Source organism: Amycolatopsis roodepoortensis (assembly GCF_024628825.1).
GTDB lineage: Bacteria > Actinomycetota > Actinomycetes > Mycobacteriales > Pseudonocardiaceae > Amycolatopsis > Amycolatopsis roodepoortensis.
Map to the genome: position 1 here is coordinate 254,448 of NZ_CP102415.1, position 21,060 is coordinate 275,507.

Sequence of the window (21,060 nt, forward strand, 5' to 3'; positions counted from 1 at the left end):
AGGGCCGAATCTCGATCACCTTTCACGTCGTCGTGCCTCAGTCCCGAACCGGGCTAGGCCATGACATCCCCAGCCCCGCCAGCCGGGGGTGTATTCAGCGCGCTTTCGATCCAGCGCGGCAAGCGCCAGCGGGCGTACTCGGAGAGGAGAAGGACATGACCGCCATGAACAACAGGCCCCGGCGGCCCATCGGGCTCGGCGAAGCCCGGGGCGCGACGTCCCTCGGCCTCCGCGCCCAGGACGATCTCGCGGATGCGCCACTTCCTACTTCCGGGAACCACCTTGCCGCGGCGGTCACCTCGCCGAGCAGCAGAGGACATGCGGCCAGGTCCCCTCGAGAGCTGAGCAACCCACCGTCGACCGTCGTGGTGACGGCGAAGACTTCCCCGACACCGGTGAGCTCCACCCCACCCCCCAGTGGGCCACCGATGCCACCCGCCGGGCCGACCGCCGAGCCGACTGAACCCGAGGGACTGCGCACCCTCGTCACGGAGCTCGCGCTGGTCGCCCGGCGAACGTGGCCGCAGCTTCCCTCCGCTGACATCGACGCCGCCGTGGAAGCGGGAATGTACTCTGCCGCAACCGAAGCAGCTGCGACCTCCCATGTCGGCCCTGCGCTCGGCAGCGACCAGCCTGATACGTCCGGCGGCGCAGCGCACGCGACGACCGCCGCCGTCGCCGCAGCAGTCCAGCGCCACGGCTTGCCCCCCGACACCGCCACCCCGGTGGATTGGAGCGGCTTCGGAACGGTTCTTCCGGTGATCGCCGGGTCGCCGGGCGCCGGGGCGTCAACGCTGGCCGCGGTGCTGGCTGACGTGCTGCAGTTGCACCAGCTGCGCGTGCTGATGATCGACCCCGCAGACCCGCCACGGTCGGGGCTGCTCGCCGCGGCCCGCACGCAAGGCGCGTGGCTGACACAACCGGACCCGCACATCCGCATCCGCTTCTCGTGGCGGGCGCAGGCCGTCCTGGCCCGGCTGGACACCGCGCTTTCCGTCATCGCACCGGGCGCGGTCCCGCCACCGCGCTGGTGGCGCCCACCGGTCGAGGAGTTGCACGCCACCGTGGTCGACCTCGGTCATGACCCGTGGCGGGTCACCGCGCACCCGCTCGCCGGCGTGGGCGCATGGCTTCGCCGCGGTACACCTCAACCACGCCCGCTGCTGGTGGTGCGTCCCAGTCGGCCATCGCTGCTGCACGCCGAACAAGTGCTGGCCCGCCTCGCTCCTTGGGTGTCCTGTGCCGCGGTGACCGCGCCGGCACAGCTGGTGGTCGTGGGCGCCAAACGCTGGCCCGACGGAGTCGCCGGAGCGGCGGGACGGCGGGTGACTGCGCTGTTGCCGGACGCGGTGTTCCTGCCGCTCGACCGCGATGTCGCTGCCGCCGGCGTCACCGCCGACGTCACCCCGCCGAAGCTGCGGCAGGCGATCACGCCGATGCTGCACCGCTGGGGCCTTCTTCCTGACACCGCAGGCACGAGCAGGCGGTCGCATACGAGGAGGCGCTCATGATCGAGCACTTCGACACCCTTTCCGTCCTGGCCCAGATCCCGAACCCCGCGCCCTTGGAGCCACCCGGCGCGAAGCAGATCCTCGGCGTGGTCGGCAACGTCAAGTGGGCGGCGGGAATCGCCCTGCTGATCGGCTTCTTCGCCGGGCTCGTCGTGTGGGCCGGAGGCCGGTGGATCGATCATCACCGCGCGGGCAAAGTCGGTCTGGTCATGATGCTGTGCGCCATCGGCGGCGGCATTCTTTATGGGATCGGCTGGCAGGCGATCAACTATTTCGCCGGAGCCAAGTAATGGCCGAATCGCCAATCTCCGATACCCGCATCCGTAAGCGAGCCGGGCTGTCTCTCGCCGCCATCGTGATCGCCGCGTTCGTCGTGTTCGGGGGCGCGGTGGCGCTCGTGGTGGCGCGCTACGTCACCAGCCCCGCCTCACCCGCGGCCACACCGGTCAGCACGGCGTCGCCCACCATGTCGACCAGTGCGGTCTTTGGTGCGGCGGCTGAGGACAGTGCGCTGGCCACGGTGCCGATGCTGAGACTTCCTCCACAGGCGGCGCAGCCCCAGGCGATGACGACCGAGGCTGCGGGCACGGCGATCGCCGTGCCGAAGGCACCCGTGCAGACCGGGCAGTGGATCCCCCGGGGCTTTCCCCGGACTCCCGAAGGCGCGCTGGCACAGCTGAAGACCCTGAACGAGACCGCCTTGGCCGCCGCCGACCCGCAGGTCTACACCCGAGGCTTTCGCGAGCTCGCCGAGCCCGGCGCGCCCGACGCCGAGGGAACCGGGCTGGTCTCGCTGCTGACCAGCCTGCGGTCCCGCGCGCAGCTGCCCGGAGCCGGGCCGGTCGCCGGGCTGAACGCGAGTTACCAGGTCACCCACGGGCAAATCAAAGGCGTCACCTCGGGCGGCGCCTTCACCGTGGTCTGTGTGCTGGGGCAGTTCTCCGTGGGAGTCAACGGCCAGCTCGTCAGCGCCGGTGTCGGCGACTGCCAGGCGATGCGCTGGTCGGGCTCGCAGTGGCGAATCGCCGCCGGACCGATCGCCGCGCCCGCGCCGAGCGCGTGGCCTGGCAGCGCGGACGCGGCGAAAGCCGGCTACCGAATCTTGAGCGAGAGCTGACGCGCCATGGCATTTCCCTTCGACGTCTTCGACGGCATCGGCGGCCTGCTGGGCGACGGGGTCAAAGGCATGATCGCCTCCGCCTTCGAGGACGCCATGCAGGTGATCTGGGACGCCAGCCTGGCCATCCTGCGTGGCGCGTTCGCCCTCGTTGACCAGTTCTCGACCTTCACCGTGGACAAAGAGACCGGCCCGGTGTCGATCCTGTGGCCGATGATGATGTGGATCAGCGGCGTCATCGCGCTGGGGCTGTTCTTCTGGCAGCTGATCATGACCGTTCTCCGCGGCGGCCGCGGATTCATGCGCCTGGTCGGCGGCCCGATTCAGTACGGCATTGCCCTGGCCATGACGGTGGGCATGGTCGCCGCGCTTCTCGCCGCCTCGGATGGGCTGACCGCCGGAATCCTAGGATATGGCCTGCAGAGTGCGAACTTTACCGATGCGCTCAACCAGACCAGCTTCGCCGACGGCGCCGTCGATGGCGTCAAGGCCGCCGTGCTGGGGATCTGCGCCGTCGTGGGAGTCGTCCCGGCGGGAATCGGCTACGCCCTGGAGATGCTGTTCCGCGAGGCGGCGATCTATGTCCTGGTGGCGACATCCCCGCTGACCGCGGCGGGCCTCCTGTCGAACGCCACCTCGGCCTGGTTCTGGGGGACCGCGCGCATGATGCTGGCCTGCATCTTCATGAAGCCCGTGCTGGCCGAGACGCTGGCGCTGGGCGTGGCGACCGCCGGCGGCTCGAAAGGACTGTCCGGGCTGCTGGCCGGGACCGGGATCCTGCTGATCTCCCTGTTCTGCCCGTTCGTTCTGTTCAGGCTCTTCGCTTTCGTCGACCCGAACACCGATGCCGGTGCCGGGTTCCGAGGTGCCCTGTCCGGCATGGGGATCGACTCCTACGGCCCGAACAATCCCGGTGTCATGGCCGGACGCGCGATCAAGAACAAGATCACCGGCGGCGGTGGTGACGACGATGGCGACGACGAGGGGGAGAGCGATCCGGTCGAGGACGCCAATACCGGCCGCTTTGACAAGGCCGCCGAGAGCCAGGCAACAACGTCAATGGACGAGTCCGGCGCCGGTCAGGAATCGGAGGCCTCGGGCTCCGGTTCCGGCGGCGGCTCGGCCGGTACCAAGCCGATGCGCGGCCCTTGGGACAACGCCAGCGACGGTGACAACGACGACAGCGGCGGCGAAGACGACACCATCGGGAACCCCGCCCATTCGTTCGCGAATCGCGGATCGGTTGTGTCCACCGGCAAGTACGGACGCAGCTCCTCCAGCGACGACAACGGCGACGATCCTTCCCCGCCGGAGCCACCCGATCCCGGCGGCGGCGGTCCGCCGACTCCGCCCAGCGGCGGCGGAGGTGGCGGGGGTGGCGGCCCGACATCTGGTGGCGGGGGAACCGCGGCCACGGCACAGGAAGCGGCGGTGATCCTATGACCACGCCCAGGATCTACCGGGGACTCAACCGGCGCGAGCACGCCGGCTGGATTATGGGTTTGACCCCGGTGCAGGCGCTGGTGTGCGTCCTGCTCGCGGTGCCGGTGTTGTGGAGCATCTCCGCCGGCCGGTTCACCGAGGCCGTGGTCCTGCTGGCGATCAGCGGGCTGATCGCCGCGCTGGTGGTGGTTCCGGTACGCGGGCGCCCAGCGTTCCGCTGGCTGCTGCACCTGGTGCTGTTCCAGGTCGGGATCTTCACCGGTTGGTCGCGCTGGCAATCCAAGGCCGCGGCCGGGGCGGCCGTCGATCCGGACGAGCCCGACCTCCCAGGCGTGCTGCAGCGGGTCGCGTTCCCGGATGGCCCGCAGTTCAGGGATTCCGGGCGTGTCTGTCTGATCCACGACACCGGCGATGGCCGCTGGGGTGCCACCGCCCGCCTGACCCACTCCGGTGTCGGGATGCTGTCGGACGCACAGTGCGCACGGCTGGCGAACCGGTTGGGCACCATGCTGCTGTCACTGGGGCATCGAGAGGTCGTCGACCGGATGAGCCTGCTGGTGCGCACTGTTCCCGACGACGGCAGCGAGTACGAGGTGTGGCGCGGCGACCACGAGGTCCGCGACGCGCCGAGGCTGGCACGACAGGCCACCGACGAACTGGACCGCACCATCGGCAACGTCTCGGTCCGGCACGAGGTGTTCGTGACTGTGTCCGGGCCGGAGGACAAGCTACGCAAACCCGCCGCGGCCGCCGGCGGTGGTGTCGACGGGCGCGCGCTGACGCTTTACCGGGTTCTCGATGGTCTGGAGGACCCGCTCAAGGCGCTCGGCGCGCGCACCGTGGAGTGGCTGGACGGGCCGGGCATGGCCGAGGCGCTGCGCACTGGGTTCAACCCCGCCGCCCGCGCGGTGCTGGCCACCGCACATGAACGCGGCACTGGCGGCCGCGGGCTGGAGAAAGCCGCGGCCGGGCCGACCGCGGCGCCGTCCCCGTCCGCGCGGGCCTACACCCACGACGGATTCACGACTGTTTCCTACACCGCGCTCATGCCCGAGGCGGGCACCGTGTTCGGGTCGCTGGGACCGCTGCTGGCGGTCCGGACCGCGGGGGAGCGGCGCACGCTCGCGATTCACTACGAGGTCATGGACTCGCGCCGCGCGCACCGCGCGGTGCAGGGCAACAGGTTCCGCTCGAATGTCATGACCGATTGGAAACACAGCAAGGGTTTCAACACCACGGCGATGGACGAGAGGGAGGCGGGCGGTGTCCGCGCCCAGGAGCGCGCCGTCGCGGCCGGGCACTCGGTGGTCCGGTTCGCGGTCGCGGCCTCGGTGACCGTGCCGAGCGGCTGGAACGTCGAGGATCACGCCGCCCGCCTGGAGAACGACGCCTCGGGCCGGTTTCGGCTGCTGCGCCTGGATCTCGCGCAGGACTCGACATTCGTCGTCGCGGTACTGCCGGTGGGAATTGGGCTGCCCCGTCAGCGAGGAGGGCTGTTGTGAACGGCCGTCTACCCCAGGAGCGCAGCGCCGCACAGCTGCTCAGTGACTTCGGTGCGCCTCCGGCGACCAAACCCGGCGCCAGGCGGTCCCGCCGCAGCGGCCCGGAACGGATCAACCGGCCCATCGCGCCACGGCGCGGCCGCGCCCGGCCCGGTGAGGGATGGGCGCCGGTCGAGGCGCCGATGGCGGTCTACCAGGCCGCCACCAGCGAGATCGGCGGCCTGTTTCCGTTACTGGCAGCCAACGGCATTCCCGCCGTCGGCGCCCGCATCGGCTACGACACCCTCTCCGGCGGCGCGTTCTACGCCCACCCCATCGAATGGGTCACCCGATACCGCCTGTGCGCCAACCCGAACATCGTCATTTTCGGCGAGCCTGGACGAGGTAAGAGCAGCACCGTGGTCGCGATCCTGTTGCGGATGATGCTGTTCGGCATCAAGACGCTGATTTCCGGTGACGTCAAAGGCGAGTACACCCCGATGCTTCGGGCGCTGGGGATCACCCCGATCGCGCTGGGGCGCGGAAGTTCCGCCCGGCTCAACGCCCTCGACCTCGGCCCGCTGCGCAGCCGCTGGGGAACCTGGGCCGTGAGCAGGCAGCGCGAAGAACTCGCCGGCGTGCTGGGCCGGTGGACCAAGCTGCTGGTCGCGCTCGCCGAAGCACAGGGCTACCGGCCCACGGTCACCGACGAGGCGGTGCTCTCAACGGTGCTGCGGCGGCTGGTCGGCGTCGACGACGGCTACACCCAGCTGCGCACGGTCACCATCCCCGACGTGCAGCGGGAACTGACCGAGCCGGACGACGCACTGTGGACCACGACCCGGTTCGCCGACCGCCGCCAGTTCCTCGACACGCTGCGCCCCATCACCGACGCGCTCGGAAACCTGATCAACGGCCCGCTGGCCGGGCTGTTCGACCAGGAAACTAACTTCACACTGGACTGGGACGCCCCAGTTCAGTCGATGGACCTGTCGCTGCTGCGCTCACGTGGGGACCAGGCCATCGCGGTCGCGTTGACCTGCCTGGGCTCGTGGTCGTCGATGGTGACCGACCTGCAGGACGACGGCGAGATCCGCATCGTGGTCCGCGACGAGGTCTGGCGGCAGATGCGCCTCGGGCTGCGCGCGGTCCAGGCCGTCGACTCCGACCTGCGGCTGTCCCGCGCCGAACGCAAGATCCAGATCCTGGTCATGCACAAACCCTCCGACCCGCTGTCGGTCGGCGCGGCCGGCTCCCAGGAAGTCGCCATCGCCAAAGATCTCCTGGCCTTGTGCAGCACCAGGATCCTTTTCGGACAGTCCACACGGGTGGCCGACGAACTCGCCGAGGACTTCGCGCTGTCCGAACGCGAACAGCAGGTCACCACCGGCTGGGCGATGGAACGCACCGGCCGGGCACTGTGGAAGATCGAGAACCACCCCGGCTACAAGGTCCAGACCGTTCTCTCGCGCACCGAACGGCAGATCTTCGACACCAACGCGCAACTGCGCACTCGTCCTCGCGAGTCCGCAGCCACAGACGGATCGATCGGATTGAACCGGCAGCCCCGGAGGCCGCGATGATGCCCCCTCGTGTGGTTCGGGTATCGGTCAAGGCGTGGTGGCCGGCAGCGATGCTGGCGAGCGTCGGTGGGCGCCCCAGTGAAAGCCGTCGAGGGCGACCTCGTGCGGGTGAGCCGTGGTCACGCGAAGGCAGGTGGGTAGATGCCTGTCGGTGACGACGCCCTGGTCGTGATTCAAGACGCCGCTCACGATGCCTTTGTCGGCGCATGGGACGCATTCCTGAAATCTGAGGACACAGATGCTGCAGCGACACAAACAGAGGTGGCCAACGTCGGCGCCCAGGCCCACACAGCCGCTCACGAAGCCGTCCGGAGAGCCTGCGCCGATCTCGGTGTCACGCCGCGCGAGTACTACCTGGCAGATCCCGGAGCCGCGAGCAGCTGCGAACCGGAATGCGCGGAGAAGTGGCCGGAGGTCCCGGAAGACCGCATACACCGCGACGAGGCCGACACCAACCTGGCCTGGTTTGACACCGAACGCATCCTGACCGAACAAGCGGTGAACGCCCATGTCGGCGGCCAAGCCGCAGACGCCGGGCAGAATGACCATCAAATCCGCGAGGCAGCATCCGGCACACAGCTGGGCGAGGATTCCCTACGCCTGATCGCAGCTTCGACGCGCCGCGCTGCCGACAGAGTCCGCGACGAGACCGCCCGTGCGCGCCGGACACGTCCCGCGGCGGACCACGAGAATGCCGACATCGGCCATCTGGTGCATGAGGCTCAGCACCAGGCTGTCCGGGACACCAGTGCTGCGCTCGGCGTCGATCCCGGCTCCTACTACCGGGCCGTTCCGGATTCGACCGCCGACTGCGAGGTCCGTTGCCTGGACGAATGGCCCGAACTTAACGACGCCGCCTATCACCGCGATTCCGAGGATGATCGCCTCGCCCGCCTCGACGACGGTGCCCTGGACGACCTCGATGCCCGCGAGATCGCACATGAGATGGAGGCGGCCGCGCGCGAAGCTCAGGGTGTCGATCTCGACGATCTCAAAGCTCTCTACGACAGCCAGGCCGCACTGGAGGAAGAACCTCCGGACGACGACCTGAGCCGCGGGATCGGGGCCGGGTACTGATGCCGAACCGATCGTGGAGCCGGACCCCCTCGCCGAACCCGATGTTTCGCGGGACAGGTAGGCCGTGATGGGGATCGGGGCGGGCAAAGGAACCCTGCTGGCGGGTATCGCCTCAGCGGTCTACCTCCTGGTAGTGGTGCCCGCGATGCTGGTCGGGACCGCGCTGATGACCGTGCAGTCCGGCGCCATCGGCGTGACCGGACTGGCGGCAGCGTGCGCGCCGGATCAGATCGACGGTGGTGGGCCAGGCGGCGGCACGCAAGATATCGGCGACGAGACGTTCACCGGCGAGCAGCTCGCGAACGCGCAGACCATCGTCCAGGTCGCTATCCAGCGCGCCCTGCCCAAGCGGGCCGCGGTGCTCGGGCTGGCCACCGCGATGGTCGAGTCGAAGCTGCGCAACGTCAACTACGGCGACCGCGACTCGCTCGGGCTTTTCCAGCAGCGCCCGAGCCAAGGCTGGGGTAGCCCGGAGCAGATCCTCAACCCCGTTTACGCGTCGAACAAGTTCTACGACCACCTGGTCGCGATACCTGGCTGGCAGACCATGCCGCCCGGTATCGCCGAGCAGAAGGTGCAGCGGTCCGGTTTCCCAGACCGGTACGCACCTCGTGAACCGGCGGCCGCCGCCCTGACCGAGCGGTACTGGCAGGGACCGGACAACCCGGCTCCGCCGCCGCCGGGAACCAACCCGGTGCAGACGGTCGACTACGCCGCCGGTGGCTGCCCGGACACCGGCCGCGGCAAGCTCGACGACGGCAAGCTCGATCCGAAGAAGCTGCCTGAGAATTTCGTGTTCCCCACGGATCCGCGACACAACGCCACGGTGCGCTATGTGCTCGCGCAGCTGGGCAAGCCCTATGCGTGGGGCGCGGAGGGCCCGGATGCGTTCGACTGCTCCGGCCTGATGCAGGCCGCCTGGGCACGCGGTGGTGTCGCGATTTCCCGTTCCACTGCCACTCAGCGGTACGACGGGCAAGCAGTGGGATCGCTGGCCCAGGTGCAGGCAGGCGATCTGCTGTTCATCCCCGGCGCGAATGGCACTGCGGCCCGCCCCGGCCACGTCGGGATGTTCGTCGGCAACGGCTTTGTCGTCGACGCCTTCGACGAGAGCCGCGGCGTCATCCTCACCACCCTCGACTCGTGGAAACCCAAGGTGGTCGCCATCCGCCGTGTCGCGCCTTCCGATGACCGGCAGCCACTACCAGGAGGTGACCCGCGGCTGTGAAATCCACGTCGCCGACCGCTAACCGCGATCTCGTGCTGATGAGCCTGCTCGCCGCGCTCCTCGGCACCCTCGCCGGCATTGCCGCCGCTCTGATGGCCGCGGCCGCGGTCACCACCGCGCTGCTCGGCGGCCCCTGGGCGATGCCGGACACCGACAACTGGCTCGTCGGAGTCGCGGGTGTGCTCGGCAATCCCGGCGAGCCCGGTGCCGGATTGGGGGAGCCCTGGGCGGGCACCCTGGCCGGGCAAGCGGCCTGGTACTGGGTGATCGCCGGGCTGATGCTGGTGGCGGCGGTCATGCTCGTGCTGCTTGTCGCCGTCCCGGCTTGGCGCCGGTTCGGGCCGTCGCAGCCCGGGCACGCCAGCCGCGAGGACATCCGCGACGAGCTGTCGGTGACCGCCGCGCGGCGCACCGCGGAATGGACCCGGCCGGGCATGCCCCGCGCGCAAGCTCACCGCGCGCCACTGGAGGAGGTCGCCGCGCCGTTGCACCTGAGCCCGCACCGGCGTCCGATGTGCACGCCGCTGGAAAATCCGACGGGAACGCTCGCGCCGACCCAATCCGGCAAGTCTCGCCGGGATCTGGTGCACAAGGTGATCGCCGCACCCGGTGCGCTGCTGTGTTCCACGACGAAGGCCGATCTGCTCGAGTTCAGCGGGTTGCTGCGGGCCGCCCGCCCGGGTACCGGTCCGGTGAAGGTCGCGGATCTCACCGGTGCGGTGCCCTGGCCCGCCCGGGTGCAGTGGCTCCCGATGCAGGGCTGTGAGGACTCCACGGTCGCCTACCGCCGCGCGCACACCATGGTCGAGGCCGCCTCGGTCGAGCTGGCAAGTGTGGGCGGCAACGACAAGGTGTTCCGGGACCGGGCGAAAATCGTGCTGCAGGCCTATTTCATGGCCGCGGCACTCCATCGCCGTGGCGTCGACGACCTGGTGCGGTGGGCGATGAGCAAGCCCGTCGACCAGGAACCGGTGAAACTGCTGCAGCAGTCCGGGTTCGCCGCGCACGCCCGGAACCTGCGCTCGGAGATCGGGATGGTCGCCGAGACCTCCGACGCGGTGTGGCTGAGCGTGCGACGGGTCATCGAGCCGTTCATGGACCCGCAGATCCGCGAACTGTGCACGCCGGCGCCGGGCAACGATCTCGACGTGCGCGCCATGATCGTCCAGCAGGGATCGCTGTATTTGATCGCGGGCAAGGAACAGGCCGCCCAGGCCGCACCGATCCTGACCGCGCTGGTCGAGCACTGGCTGACCACCGCCCAGGAAATGTCGCTGCACACCGAGCACCGCCGTCTGGACCCTCCCGCCACAGCGATTTTGGATGAGATCACGAACGCGACGCGCGTGCCTCAAATCCCCGACATCGTTTCGGATTCAGCGGGCCGCGGTGTGCTGATTCACTGGGGCGCACAATCGCTGGCGGCGCTGGAGAACACGTTCACCCCGCAGCGGACCCGGCAGCTGCTGGACAACACGACCACCCTGAGCATCTGGGGCGGCATCAAGGATCCCGCGACACTCCAATGGATTTCGACGCTGACCGATCACCATGAGCGCAGCCGCTACCAGGAACAGAACGACGGCATGTTCGGCCACTCCCGCACCTCGGTAGGCCGCGAAACCGTCCCCACCTACCGGCCCGGCGCCGTCCGCAAGATCCGCCGCGGCCGAGTCCTGGTAATCCACCGCCACCTGGACCCGATCCTCGCCTACACCCTCGACGTGAAACGCCGCCCCGACTGGAAAATCATCCGCGGGCATATCCACGCCGTCCGTGACGCCGACGTTCCGATCGGCCCGGACGGCCTCGCCGCAACCACCCCGCCGAATGTCCCGCAGCAGGGGAGGCCCGCCGCATGAGCGAACCCCAGAATCCCGCCGCTGGTCGCGGCGGCGGGGATCGCGACCCCCAGGTCAAAGCCCTGATCGAGATCGTCGGCGCGCTCGCACAGAACCTGCGCCGCGTCGAACGCAAAGTCGGCCAGTCGTCAGGGAAGAAGGCCGGCGCCGACGAGGAGGAGGACGACCCCTCCGAGCCGGGCGCGTGGGTGTTGTTCACCCCGCCCGCCGCAGCGGAGGACGACCCCGCCAGCGACCAGGATCCACGACGCACCATCGAAAACTTTGTGACCTGGTACAACCTGACCTTCGTCGGCGTCGACGGCGGCCGGGCCCGGCCGATCCCGGACTGCTGGCGCCAGCACGAAGGTCTGGCCATGGAAGTCGCCGCCCTCGCCTACTCCTGGCGGGCGGCCAACATCGGGCCGGGAGCGACCCCACGCGACGCCCAGCAATGGCTGCACCAATGGCGCCCCGGATTTAGCGACCGGCTCGCCCGCGACTGGGTACTTCCAGACTGCCTGGACGGCGACCACCGCGATACCGGGTCCCCGCCCCGCCCGGATCGCTTCGACCTCGCCGAACAACACGCCGCCGCGCTGGCGCAGGCGAAACCACCGATCTGACCGCCCCCACCGCCGCCGGAACCAATCCGCCAGCCCCTCAACGCCGCACCGAGTACGGAAAGGACAACATCGGCATGCCACCCACAGCCGCCGACGACCGCCCATCGGAGTTCCGCCCGCTCGGATCGCGCCGCCTGCTGCACCGACTGGCCACCACGGTGTCCTTCGGGAGACCCCGGACGGTCGACCTGGACAAGCACCACGTGCGCGTCGACGGGCACCGGATCGTCAGCGTGAGCGAGCACGTCGCCCGCGACCTCCTCGGAGCGCCGTTCACCAGCCCAGACGAACAAGCCCGCACCCTGCAGGCGCTCGTGCGCCACGCCCGTCCCGACGGCGGGCGCTACCAGGTGCCGGTCACCCGGACCCGGTTCCTCGGCCCCACCACAATCGCTCCGCTCTGCATCGCCCGCCTCGCGGACTCCGACGACTGGGTGGCGTACTGGTGGTACGAGGATTAGAGATGCGCTTCTGCTCCGCAGTTCCGGCGCAGGTCCGCGACCGTCATCCTGGCCCCTTCGCGTCGCCGGGCGTTTCCCGAAGCGACTGGTGAGGAAGGGGCGTGACCATCATGGACCCAGCCTCCCGGCAAGAATCGTGCGATCCAGGGCACACCGCCAGCGCTCCCACTACGGGGTATGTGCGACTGGCCGATCGCGTCGTCGTGATCAACGACGTGCGCAAGCACCCCGACCGGTACAGCTCGCTGTTCGGTCGAGCCCGGAGCGAAGTCGGCCACGGAATCTGCCTGTGCCGCACGGACGAGACGGTCCGCCTGGTCATCCGCTGCCGGGTCGGGCGCTACCACCTGGCGACCTGGCCCGCCGGAGGACACCAGCACGCGCCCGGCTGCTCGTGGTACCGCAGCCCGTCCTCAATGTCCGGCCGCAGCACCTACGCCGAGGCCATCAGCACCACCGACACCGGCACGGCGATCCGGCTGTCCACCCCCTTGACCGTGCGCGGCGCGGCCGCTGACAAGCCTGCCGCTCGGAGAGCCGAGTCCGGCGTTGTCCAGACCGCGCGGCGGTCGATGGGATTGCTGGCGCTGCTGCACTTTCTGTGGGAGTCCGCACGGCTCAACGTGTGGCAACCGCGCGGAACCCCACGGGACTGGCGAACGTGCCGGACACTGCTGGAGGAGCAGGCCGACGACTGCCGGGTCAACCAGCAGCCCCTGACCGAGGCGTTGTGGATCGTGCCCCCCTTCCAGCGTGAGCACTCAGACCGGATCAACACCGGCTGGGAGCGATTCCTCGGAGCGCTGGTCAACGTCGGCCGCGTCCGCCGCCGCGGCCTGGTGATCGGGGAAATCCGGGACATCGAGAAAACCCAGTACGGCGAACGGATCCGCCTGGCACACCAGCGCGCGCCGCTGTACCTCTCCACGAAGCTGATGGACAGGGTCCGCCGGTCCTACCCGAGCGCGTTCAGCGAGCTGGCCACCCGGTCCGGTCGACGGCAGGTCGTGCTGTGCCTGGTCGAGCGCAGTCCTCGTGGCTACCCGACGATCGTGGACCTCGCCGCGATGCTCACCAACAGCTCCTACCTGCCCGCCGACTCCAGCCACGAGGCGGAGATGGCCGACGCGCTCGTCGCGGCCGGACGGGCGTTCGTCAAACCACTGCACTACGACGGGACCGAGGTCTTTCCCGACTTCGTCCTGATCGACGACGACCCCGAAACCTACGTCGAGGTCTGGGGTGTCCGCGGCCGCGAGAGTTATGAGGACCGGAAGAGAGCCAAGCAAGCATTGTACCGAGCCGCCGGACGTACGCTCCTGGAATGGGACGTCCGTGGTTCCTTGCCGCCCCTGACCCGTGACTGACGTTTCGCCTGCGTTCGTCGTGCCAGAGCCTCCCTAATGGGGCGAGGTGTTCTCAAAGCCCGCGGGCCTCAGTCACCGTCCTCGTCGTTCAGGACACGCACGCTGCCGGCGAAGAACGCACCCGAATCCGCCAGCGCAACGACGTTGTCGGGGGTGAGGAGCGCACACCCGCATTGGCTCCCGTCCGTGGCGACAGAGTTTCCGGAGAACAGGTCACGGAACTCGTCGTCGAGGTCTTCGGGAATCGGCGCGAAGTCCCAGTGGCGAGTGCACGGCCCGGCGATGGCGTCGACGTAGCCATCGCGTCGAGCGGCTTCGGCCCAGCCGTCGGGCAGGTCCAGCTGGCACCGCAGCACGTGCTGCGGTGCGCCACCGGTGATCCGGCCGTTCCCGGTGCGGACCACGATCCACGTCAGGTGATCCTGGGGTGTGTGCTCGGCGGCGATCCGCAGCGCCCAGGTGGTGTCGTCCCCGTCAGTGTGATCGTCACCGCGTCCAAGCCCTTCGCCGGCCAGGTACATCTCGAAGTCGGTCAGCCACGCGAGGGCGCCCTGGCTGTGGGCATCGGTGATGTGTGCGGTCAGCAGCAGCATCGCGTGCTCGGTGCGGTCGCGGGGGTCGATGTCGAGCACGGCGCGGACCTCGAGTTCGCAGTCGTCATCCGTTGTGGCCGGGCCCCGCGAGGGGAGCGTGAGTAACCGCAGGCCGGTCGGGATGACGGCGGCAGGCTCCCAGACGACCGAGGAGCGTTGGCACGACGCGTGATACCTCTCGGTCCTGAGGTGCTCGGTGACCGGCGCGAAGTCGGGATCGTAGGCGGTGACGATCAACGAGATGCTGGAGTCGCTCGTGCGGGCATCACCCGGCTTTCCGCAGCGGTCGCAGATAAAGACCGGATGGACGTCATGGTCGAGCCAGGCATAGAGGTCGTCGTAGCCGCGGCCGTGCCAGCTGTCACCGGCGAGCCACGCGTGCACGTCGTCGGTGAGCACCCACCGGTGGGCAGACTGCCACGACCGGTTCGCTTGCATCACCTGCCGCAGGGCCGCCGCGTACCGCATGCCGGTGCGATCACGAAGATCCTGGGCCTGCGACTTCTGCGCGTTGGGCCGCGCAGGCTTGGTAGTGGTCATCTCGATGTCCCGTTCTCGACAGGGGCTTCGCACCCTCCGCCGCCGTCTCATCGCGGCAGGGGCCTTCGTCAAAGTCGTCGGATCTGCTGCCTGCCCGAAGGGCTTAACCTGCAACCGGGGTGCACTGGGCACCTCAGTCAGGCACGGCCGTGAACAGCGACGGCCGTACGCCAGGGTAGCGGACCGCACCGACACACGCGGTCTCGCGCGCCGATTGCAGGCTGCGGGCGGGGCGCAGCGGGTGGGTGTACGGGAGATGGGCGCGTCGGTGACCCTGAAACAGCCACTGAACCGTTGGTGCTGAGGATGCGCTGGCGTGTGCTGTACGCCCCAGCGGACGTTAGTTGCCGGGGATAGCGCCAGACGAGGGCAGGTCGTATCGGATGTAAGGAACACACCCGATCTTCGCCCTGGTCCTCGCGAGAGGCGGGGTGCGACGCCTTAACTGTGATCGCCGCACCGGGGTTCGCCCTCGCCTGGCGCTGTCAGTGTTCCGATGGAACGTGGCGTTGTCGTGGGGGGTCCCTATCGGAGCACCCCCTACCCTGGGATGCCGCCGCTCATGCTCGGCCGCCGTGCAGGGTTCCGGACGACCACCGGCCGCCGGTCTCCAAAAGTGGACACGGCTGGGGGAAGGCAGCACGCCGTTGGCGAGCCGGGGGTCCGGGTGAGGGTCAGTAGCCGAATCCGGAGCCGAAATCCCTGTGCTCGTCTGCGTCCAGGGCGTCGTCCAGGTGGTTCAGTTCCTCGGCGGCTTCGGCCGCGTAGGCGTCGCTGGAAAGGTCCCGGCCCTCGTCGGTGAGGTCGGCCGCCAGCTCTTCACCGTCCGCTTCGAGGTCTTCGGCACGTCCGATCACCTGATCGCGGAGCGCGTCGATGAGGCTCTGGTTGCTGGAGTACTGGTCGGCTGGTGTAGCCACGATGGGCCTCCATTGGTCGGTGAGTTCTCTCCACGCGCGAGCGCGGGGGGTGTCCCCGGGGGGCTTGGCCCCTAGCGGGACATCGGGGTTGGGAGTGTTGATGCGGAAGGTTTCGCGGTAGGCGGCGGCCGCGCCGGCGAGCTCGTCCCACCGGCGAGCGGCGCCCGGTTCGGCCGGGCGCGGTCCGAGACCGGCGGTCCAGGGCGGCTGCTGTTGCGCGACCTCGGTGGTCAGCTGTGAGGCGCGCTCGGCGATCGCCTGTCCGAGTTGGTCGAGGTGCTGGGCGAGTTCGGGATCCTCGTCGAGCGTCTGGGGGTCGGCGGCGTCCAGCCAGGGCAGCGGGCCCGGATAGTAGACCGGGTCACTGGGCGGCTCGGCGCGCTGCAGGCGCTGTTCTACTTGCCGGTACACGACTGCGGCCGGGTCACGAGCGCGCCCGATTCCGGCGAGGCTGCCGGCATCGGGCACCGCCTGGTCGATTGGCCAGCCCAGGTCGTGGGCGCGACGCAGCAGCCACCGCAGCGCAGGTTCGGCGTCGCGGCCCAGCGCGTGCGGGGCACGGTCGGTGAGCACTCGGGTGATCTGGGTGTCGAGGTGCTGTTCGTCGGCGGCACGGGCGTTGCGGTCGTAGCGGGGAACGAGATCGGACAGCCGTTCCTCGAGGAGTGCGGTGGTGACCATCTCGTTGTCGGCGAGGGCGGCGAGCATCTCGTCCGGATCGAGGGTGTCCCGGAGCCGGTCCATCATGCTGGGCTGCTCCGCAACCGGATGCTGAAGGATGTCCTCCCCGAGTGACGACGGGTTCCACTGGGCCATGAGGTCTTCGTACGCGCGGGTCTGCAGACCGATTCCCCGGGGCGGCGGGCCCAGCGGATAGCGTGGATCGTCGGTGGTGACACCGTAAGTGTCGCGATAGGCCGCGCCGAGACCGGCGAGATGCTCCCAGCGCCGGGCGGCTGCGGGATCGTCGACCGGCCGCGCCCCGAGTGCGCCGGTCCAGGCCGGTTCCTCGGCGATGACGACGGCTCGGAGTTGCTGGGTCCGGGTGTCGATCGCTCGCTCGACTCGGCGCAGGTAGTCCAGAATTTCCGGCTGCTGGACGAGGTGAGGGTGGTTGGGACGCGCCAGCCACGGCAACGCGGGCCGCCATCCGCCGCCCTCCGCGCGCCACCGCTTAATGACCTCGTAGACTACCGCCGTGGCGAAGTCGTGGTCGGTCACCGGGTCGTTGCTCGGGCGCGCGGCGAGCCGACGCGACACCTCACCGATCGCCGCGTCGCTGTTCATCGCCTCGTTCCCCGCGGCCGCCACCACCTTCCACACCGGGTTCCAGGCGGGATCCTCCACGGCCGCCTCGGGGTTGCGGCGCTCGACGATGGTGCGCCACCGATTGATGGAGGCCAGCGTCGGAGCACCGGCGCGTGCGGGCGGCTCGCCATCGAGAATCCGCTGTTCGATGCGCCATTGCAGCAGCGCGGCCGGGTCCTCGACGCCGTCGCCGTCGAGAGGACCGCTCTTCACCGCGGCGGGAACGAGCTGGGAGGCCTGCCAGCCCAAGGCCTCCGCGGTGCGCAGGGTCCGCCGCAGCGCGGGCGCGGCGCGGTTCTCCAGCAGCTCGGGGACGTGCGTGGTGAGCGCGGCCTCCACCTGTTCCTCGGAACCGAGCAGCGCGACGTAAGTATGGCGGCCGACAAGGGTTCGCAGCGACCCGGCGGCGACGAGAGCGTCTCGTTGCTCCTCATTGGCGGGGGTTTCCGCCGACGAACGCGACAGGGCACGTTCCAGCACGGCGCGGGCGGTCTGCTCGAGCGGGGTCTCCTGGTGGGAGTCGATCGTGTGCTGGTGGGTCTCGACGTAGACGTTGTTGTCGTCGACGGCCCGGGTGATCAGTGTGTAGAGCTGTTCGCGGGAGATTCCCTGGGTCGCGATCGCGTGCGCGGATCCCTTGCTGGTCATGCCCTGAACGCGGTCGATGGTGGAGGCGTAGGCGAGTTCGACGTGCACGGCGACGTAGTCGGCGGGCACCACGACTGTGCCGCGGCTGGCCTGATTGCGCAGCTTGAGTGAGCCGCTTCTTCCGACCGAGGTGACGGTCCAGGTGTCGCCGTTCTTGACGAAGTCCTTCCCGCCGAACAACGTCCGGTAGCGGTCGTTGTGCCGGGTGACCACCCAGTCGCCGCGGCTGGCGCTGGTGCCGTCATGCAGTTGTGCGGCGCGCCCTCGCGCCTTGACGTCGCCCCGGGCGATACGCAGCTCGCGGGCCTCGAGGTTGAGCGCGGTGACGTCGGCGTTGGTCGGCACGATCAGCAACGACTGGCGACCGGTGTCCAGATCGGCGCGCCAGGCGCGATGCGCGGCGTCCCGGATGGTCTCGCGGCTCCCACCGCTGACCCAGCCCTGGTCGAAGTAGAAGTCCAAACCGGCGGCATCGCCCTCGTGCAGCTCCAGGGACGCGGCGCGCTGCCCAGGGTCAGTGAAACGCACGACCTCCTTGAGCCGGACCGCGCCGTTGATCGCCTCGAACCAGCGCACCGCACCGCCGGCCTCGACCGCGGACAGCTGCTTGTGGTCACCGACGAGGCGGACGTCGGCGCCGCGCCGCATCGCGTACGCCACCACATCGTGCAGCGTGTGGGTGCCGGCCATCGACACCTCGTCGATGATCACGACGTCACCTCGGCGGAAGGGAAACCCTTTCTCGACGGTGCCGAGCTCAAGCGCGGTGGTGAGCTGATGCAGGGTGTGCGGGCGTGCGTCGATCGCGTCGGCGAGTACATGTGCGGCCCGCGCGCTCGGCCCGAAGGCGAAGATCCGGCCGCCCTCGGCGCGTACCGCGTTCGCGTAGACCTTCATCGCGGTGGTCTTGCCCGCACCGGCCGGGGCGTAGAGCAGCTGAAGCCGGCGTCCGGAGGTGGCGAAGGACACGACGGCGGTGCGCTGGCCGTGGTTGAGTCGGCGGGCACCGGCGAGCGCTTTGGTGACGGTGGCCGGTGCGAGCCGGTTGCCGTCGGTGCGCTTGCCCCAGGCGGCCAGCGCGGACTCTTCGCGCAGCGTCCGGCCTGTGGTGTAGCGCTGGCTGTTGTGCTCGACGTACACCGACTCGCCCGAATGGCGCCGCAACGCGTCCGGCTCGTCGACGACTGAGGGCCCTTCCAGGGCGATGATGTCCGCGGAACTGAGCACGGTCCGCACGACGTCGGCGATCAGCCGGTCGCGCCCGCCCTTCGTGACACGCAGGTGCGCGGACTGCCGATGTGCCTCGGACTCAACGTTCCACGGGTTGAAGTGGCTGTAGTAGTCGCTGACCCTGGCCAGGGTCATGTCGGCGAGCTCACCGATGTCCACCTCGGACAGCGCTTCAGGCGCGCCGCTGAAGACTCGGCGCCCGAGGCCGTCGATCGCCTCCGGAGAGACCATCTGCTGTGCTTGGGCGAGCCACCGGCGAAGGTGGTCGCTGAGTGATCGGGGTGCTTGCTTGGCGTTGCGGCTGCCGTACTGCGCCTGCCTGGAGATCTCCAGAATCTCCTTGGGTTTTGGCTCGCGATCGTGTTTGCGGCGGAACGCGACGACCCGGCGGGCACGGTCCTGTTCGACCTGCGCGGCGCGCTGAGAGAACCCGGCCAGTAACTCGTCCGGGACGCCATCCAGCTCCCAGGTCGGACGCTTGAGATCGATTCCGCCTGCGGGCCGCGCGCTCCAGGACGCCCCGTGCTCGCGGAACAGGTCACGGATACGCGAGTTGTAGAACTCCGACATCGTGACCGACGCGGCCAGGATGGTGCGCCCGTCGAGGGAGGTCCAGCGCCCGTCCGTGCCTTGGACCTTGGCGCTGATCGGCACGTGGGTGTGCAGATGCGGATCGCCAGCACGGGAATCCCAGTGCTCGAAGATGGCCGCGGTGATGCCCTGGACGTCGTGCTGGGTGTAGCCGCCGTCGCCGCGACGGGTATGGGCGACGTTGTTCTCGAGGTAGGCGAGCGTGTCTCGCACGGCCTGACGATGCAAGCTGAGGACCAGGTCGCGGTCGCGCTCATCACCCAACGCCCAGAGCACGCTGACCGACTTCGGCGGCGCGAACACCAACTCGAACCCGCTGGTGGCCGACTTCTTGGCCTTCTTCTGCCCGGCGAGCCACGCGGTCAGCTCAGCAGGGGAGGGCTGGTGGCCCTTGTGCGCGTCGGCGTAGGCCTGTGCCTGGACCTCGCGGCGCAGGCGCGCGCGGGTCTCCTCGTCGATGGGAGCGTTCAGCGGGCGTTCGTTGACGAGGTTGTGCAGTTTGTAGGCCTCGATGACCTTTCCGCGCAACTCGTCCAAGCCGTCGTACTGGTAGAAGCGGAGCCCGAGTTTCGTCGCCGCCAGGGCCTCGGCCTCCGTGTGCCCGGCGGCGATCATCTCCGCCTGGATGCGATCGGCATCGGGATGCCGTCCCTCGCCGAATAGCGCGTTCATCTGCGCGGCGCTCACCGCGCCCCGCATCCCGAGGTCGGCCGCGCCCCGCCCGAACCATTCGCCTGCCGGGTATCCGTGCGCCAGGTAGTAATCCGACAGCGCCTCACCGGGCTCCAGGTCGCGATCCGCGCAGGCCACCGAGCCGGTCAGGTACTCATACCCACCTGGAGACAACTTGCGCACGCCGATCACCGAACGCCCTCCCACGCGTCCACGTCAGTTGTCATCAAAGTAGATTCCTGAATGGCCGACCACCATTCCCACTGTCCATATAAGTTGACACCAACGCAAGGCGATAAGCGATTCGTCTGCCACAGGCCTTGAACGATTTAGGTCCGGTTCGCATGACACATGCAAGAGGTGCTGTGTGCCGGCGAGGTCATGAGCGAGCTGTGGCGCGGCAGGCTGGCGCGGCCGGACGGCATGGGCGGCTGGTGACCGGCGGCGGCGGGTGAGGCGCGGGCGCGGCCGGTGGCGAACGGCGGGCGGCGTGGGCGCGCGGCGGCTGGACGCGCGCACGAAAAAGCCCCCCGGCGGAAACCCGGGGGCTTCGTGTCTGGCGGGCGCGCTGCGTGATCCGCGTCGCACCTGGTGGCGCGGCGGCTAGTCCGCGTCTCCGCGCGGCTGGTCGCCCGTGGGGCCGCTGTCGCGACGGAACGCGCTCAGGTCCACACCGCCGATGTTGCCGCACTGGATGACGGTTCCGCTTGTGACCGATCCGGTGATGCTGTTGTGAACGTCGCCGGACTCTTCGTCACCACACTGCACGATGCGTCCGCTGGTGACGTTGCCGGTAATGTTGTTGTGAACGGTGCTCATGAGG

Annotated in this window: 15 protein-coding genes; 12 read left to right on the forward strand and 3 right to left on the reverse strand. The window is 69.4% G+C overall.

From position 1 onward, the window contains the following. The first annotated feature begins 566 nt into the window (after window positions 1-566). The 12 genes from NQK81_RS01120 (at window position 567) to NQK81_RS01175 (ending at window position 13,735) form a co-directional block, all read left to right on the forward strand. The gene (locus tag NQK81_RS01120) at window positions 567-1,511 is read left to right on the forward strand and encodes a DEAD/DEAH box helicase family protein (protein WP_257486613.1); all 945 of its coding nucleotides are present in this window, start codon (window positions 567-569) and stop codon (window positions 1,509-1,511) included. Continuing rightward, a complete protein-coding gene (locus tag NQK81_RS01125; protein WP_257486614.1) occupies window positions 1,508-1,801 on the forward strand; it encodes a hypothetical protein in 294 nt (97 codons plus the stop codon). Before NQK81_RS01120 ends, NQK81_RS01125 begins: the two co-directional genes overlap by 4 nt. Beyond that, entirely contained in the window at window positions 1,801-2,628 is an 828-nt protein-coding gene (locus NQK81_RS01130; protein WP_257486615.1) for a hypothetical protein, read from the forward strand. Before NQK81_RS01125 ends, NQK81_RS01130 begins: the two co-directional genes overlap by 1 nt. Before the next feature lie 6 nt (window positions 2,629-2,634). Next, on the forward strand, window positions 2,635-4,071 hold the full coding sequence (locus tag NQK81_RS01135; protein ID WP_257486616.1) for a TrbL/VirB6 family protein: 1,437 nt from the start codon (window positions 2,635-2,637) through the stop codon (window positions 4,069-4,071). Continuing rightward, on the forward strand, window positions 4,068-5,573 hold the full coding sequence (locus NQK81_RS01140) for an SCO6880 family protein (RefSeq protein ID WP_257486617.1): 1,506 nt from the start codon (window positions 4,068-4,070) through the stop codon (window positions 5,571-5,573). The genes NQK81_RS01135 and NQK81_RS01140 overlap by 4 nt, the downstream gene beginning before the upstream one ends. Then, window positions 5,570-7,135 (forward strand): putative type IV secretion/conjugal transfer ATPase, encoded by a 1,566-nt coding sequence (locus tag NQK81_RS01145; RefSeq protein WP_257486618.1) that lies wholly within the window; start codon window positions 5,570-5,572, stop codon window positions 7,133-7,135. Before NQK81_RS01140 ends, NQK81_RS01145 begins: the two co-directional genes overlap by 4 nt. A 141-nt stretch (window positions 7,136-7,276) precedes the next feature. Then, a complete protein-coding gene (locus NQK81_RS01150; protein ID WP_257486619.1) occupies window positions 7,277-8,212 on the forward strand; it encodes a hypothetical protein in 936 nt (311 codons plus the stop codon). A gap of 67 nt (window positions 8,213-8,279) precedes the next feature. Beyond that, the gene (locus tag NQK81_RS01155; protein WP_257486620.1) at window positions 8,280-9,440 is read left to right on the forward strand and encodes a C40 family peptidase; all 1,161 of its coding nucleotides are present in this window, start codon (window positions 8,280-8,282) and stop codon (window positions 9,438-9,440) included. After that, the gene (locus NQK81_RS01160; RefSeq protein WP_257486621.1) at window positions 9,437-11,302 is read left to right on the forward strand and encodes a type IV secretory system conjugative DNA transfer family protein; all 1,866 of its coding nucleotides are present in this window, start codon (window positions 9,437-9,439) and stop codon (window positions 11,300-11,302) included. Before NQK81_RS01155 ends, NQK81_RS01160 begins: the two co-directional genes overlap by 4 nt. Beyond that, the gene (locus tag NQK81_RS01165) at window positions 11,299-11,907 is read left to right on the forward strand and encodes a hypothetical protein (RefSeq protein WP_257486622.1); all 609 of its coding nucleotides are present in this window, start codon (window positions 11,299-11,301) and stop codon (window positions 11,905-11,907) included. Before NQK81_RS01160 ends, NQK81_RS01165 begins: the two co-directional genes overlap by 4 nt. Window positions 11,908-11,981: 74 nt before the next feature. Then, on the forward strand, window positions 11,982-12,368 hold the full coding sequence (locus NQK81_RS01170; protein ID WP_257486623.1) for a hypothetical protein: 387 nt from the start codon (window positions 11,982-11,984) through the stop codon (window positions 12,366-12,368). 179 nt (window positions 12,369-12,547) lie between these two features. Then, on the forward strand, window positions 12,548-13,735 hold the full coding sequence (locus NQK81_RS01175) for a DUF1173 family protein (RefSeq protein ID WP_257486624.1): 1,188 nt from the start codon (window positions 12,548-12,550) through the stop codon (window positions 13,733-13,735). Window positions 13,736-13,803: 68 nt separating this feature from the next. Here NQK81_RS01175 and NQK81_RS01180 read toward each other — a convergent pair whose 3' ends face one another. The 3 genes from NQK81_RS01180 to NQK81_RS01190 all read right to left on the reverse strand — a co-directional run bounded on the left by NQK81_RS01180 (window position 13,804) and on the right by NQK81_RS01190 (window position 21,056). Further along, window positions 13,804-14,868 carry a hypothetical protein gene (locus NQK81_RS01180; protein ID WP_257486625.1) on the reverse strand — a complete coding sequence of 355 codons (1,065 nt, stop codon included), beginning with the start codon at window positions 14,866-14,868 and terminating at the stop codon, window positions 13,804-13,806. Between the two features lie 674 nt (window positions 14,869-15,542). Beyond that, window positions 15,543-20,420 carry a MobF family relaxase gene (gene mobF, locus NQK81_RS01185; RefSeq protein ID WP_257486626.1) on the reverse strand — a complete coding sequence of 1,626 codons (4,878 nt, stop codon included), beginning with the start codon at window positions 20,418-20,420 and terminating at the stop codon, window positions 15,543-15,545. A 420-nt stretch (window positions 20,421-20,840) separates the two neighbouring features. Then, window positions 20,841-21,056, reverse strand: a complete 216-nt coding sequence (locus tag NQK81_RS01190; RefSeq protein WP_257486627.1) for a hypothetical protein — start codon at window positions 21,054-21,056, stop codon at window positions 20,841-20,843. Between the last annotated feature and the right edge of the window lie 4 nt (window positions 21,057-21,060).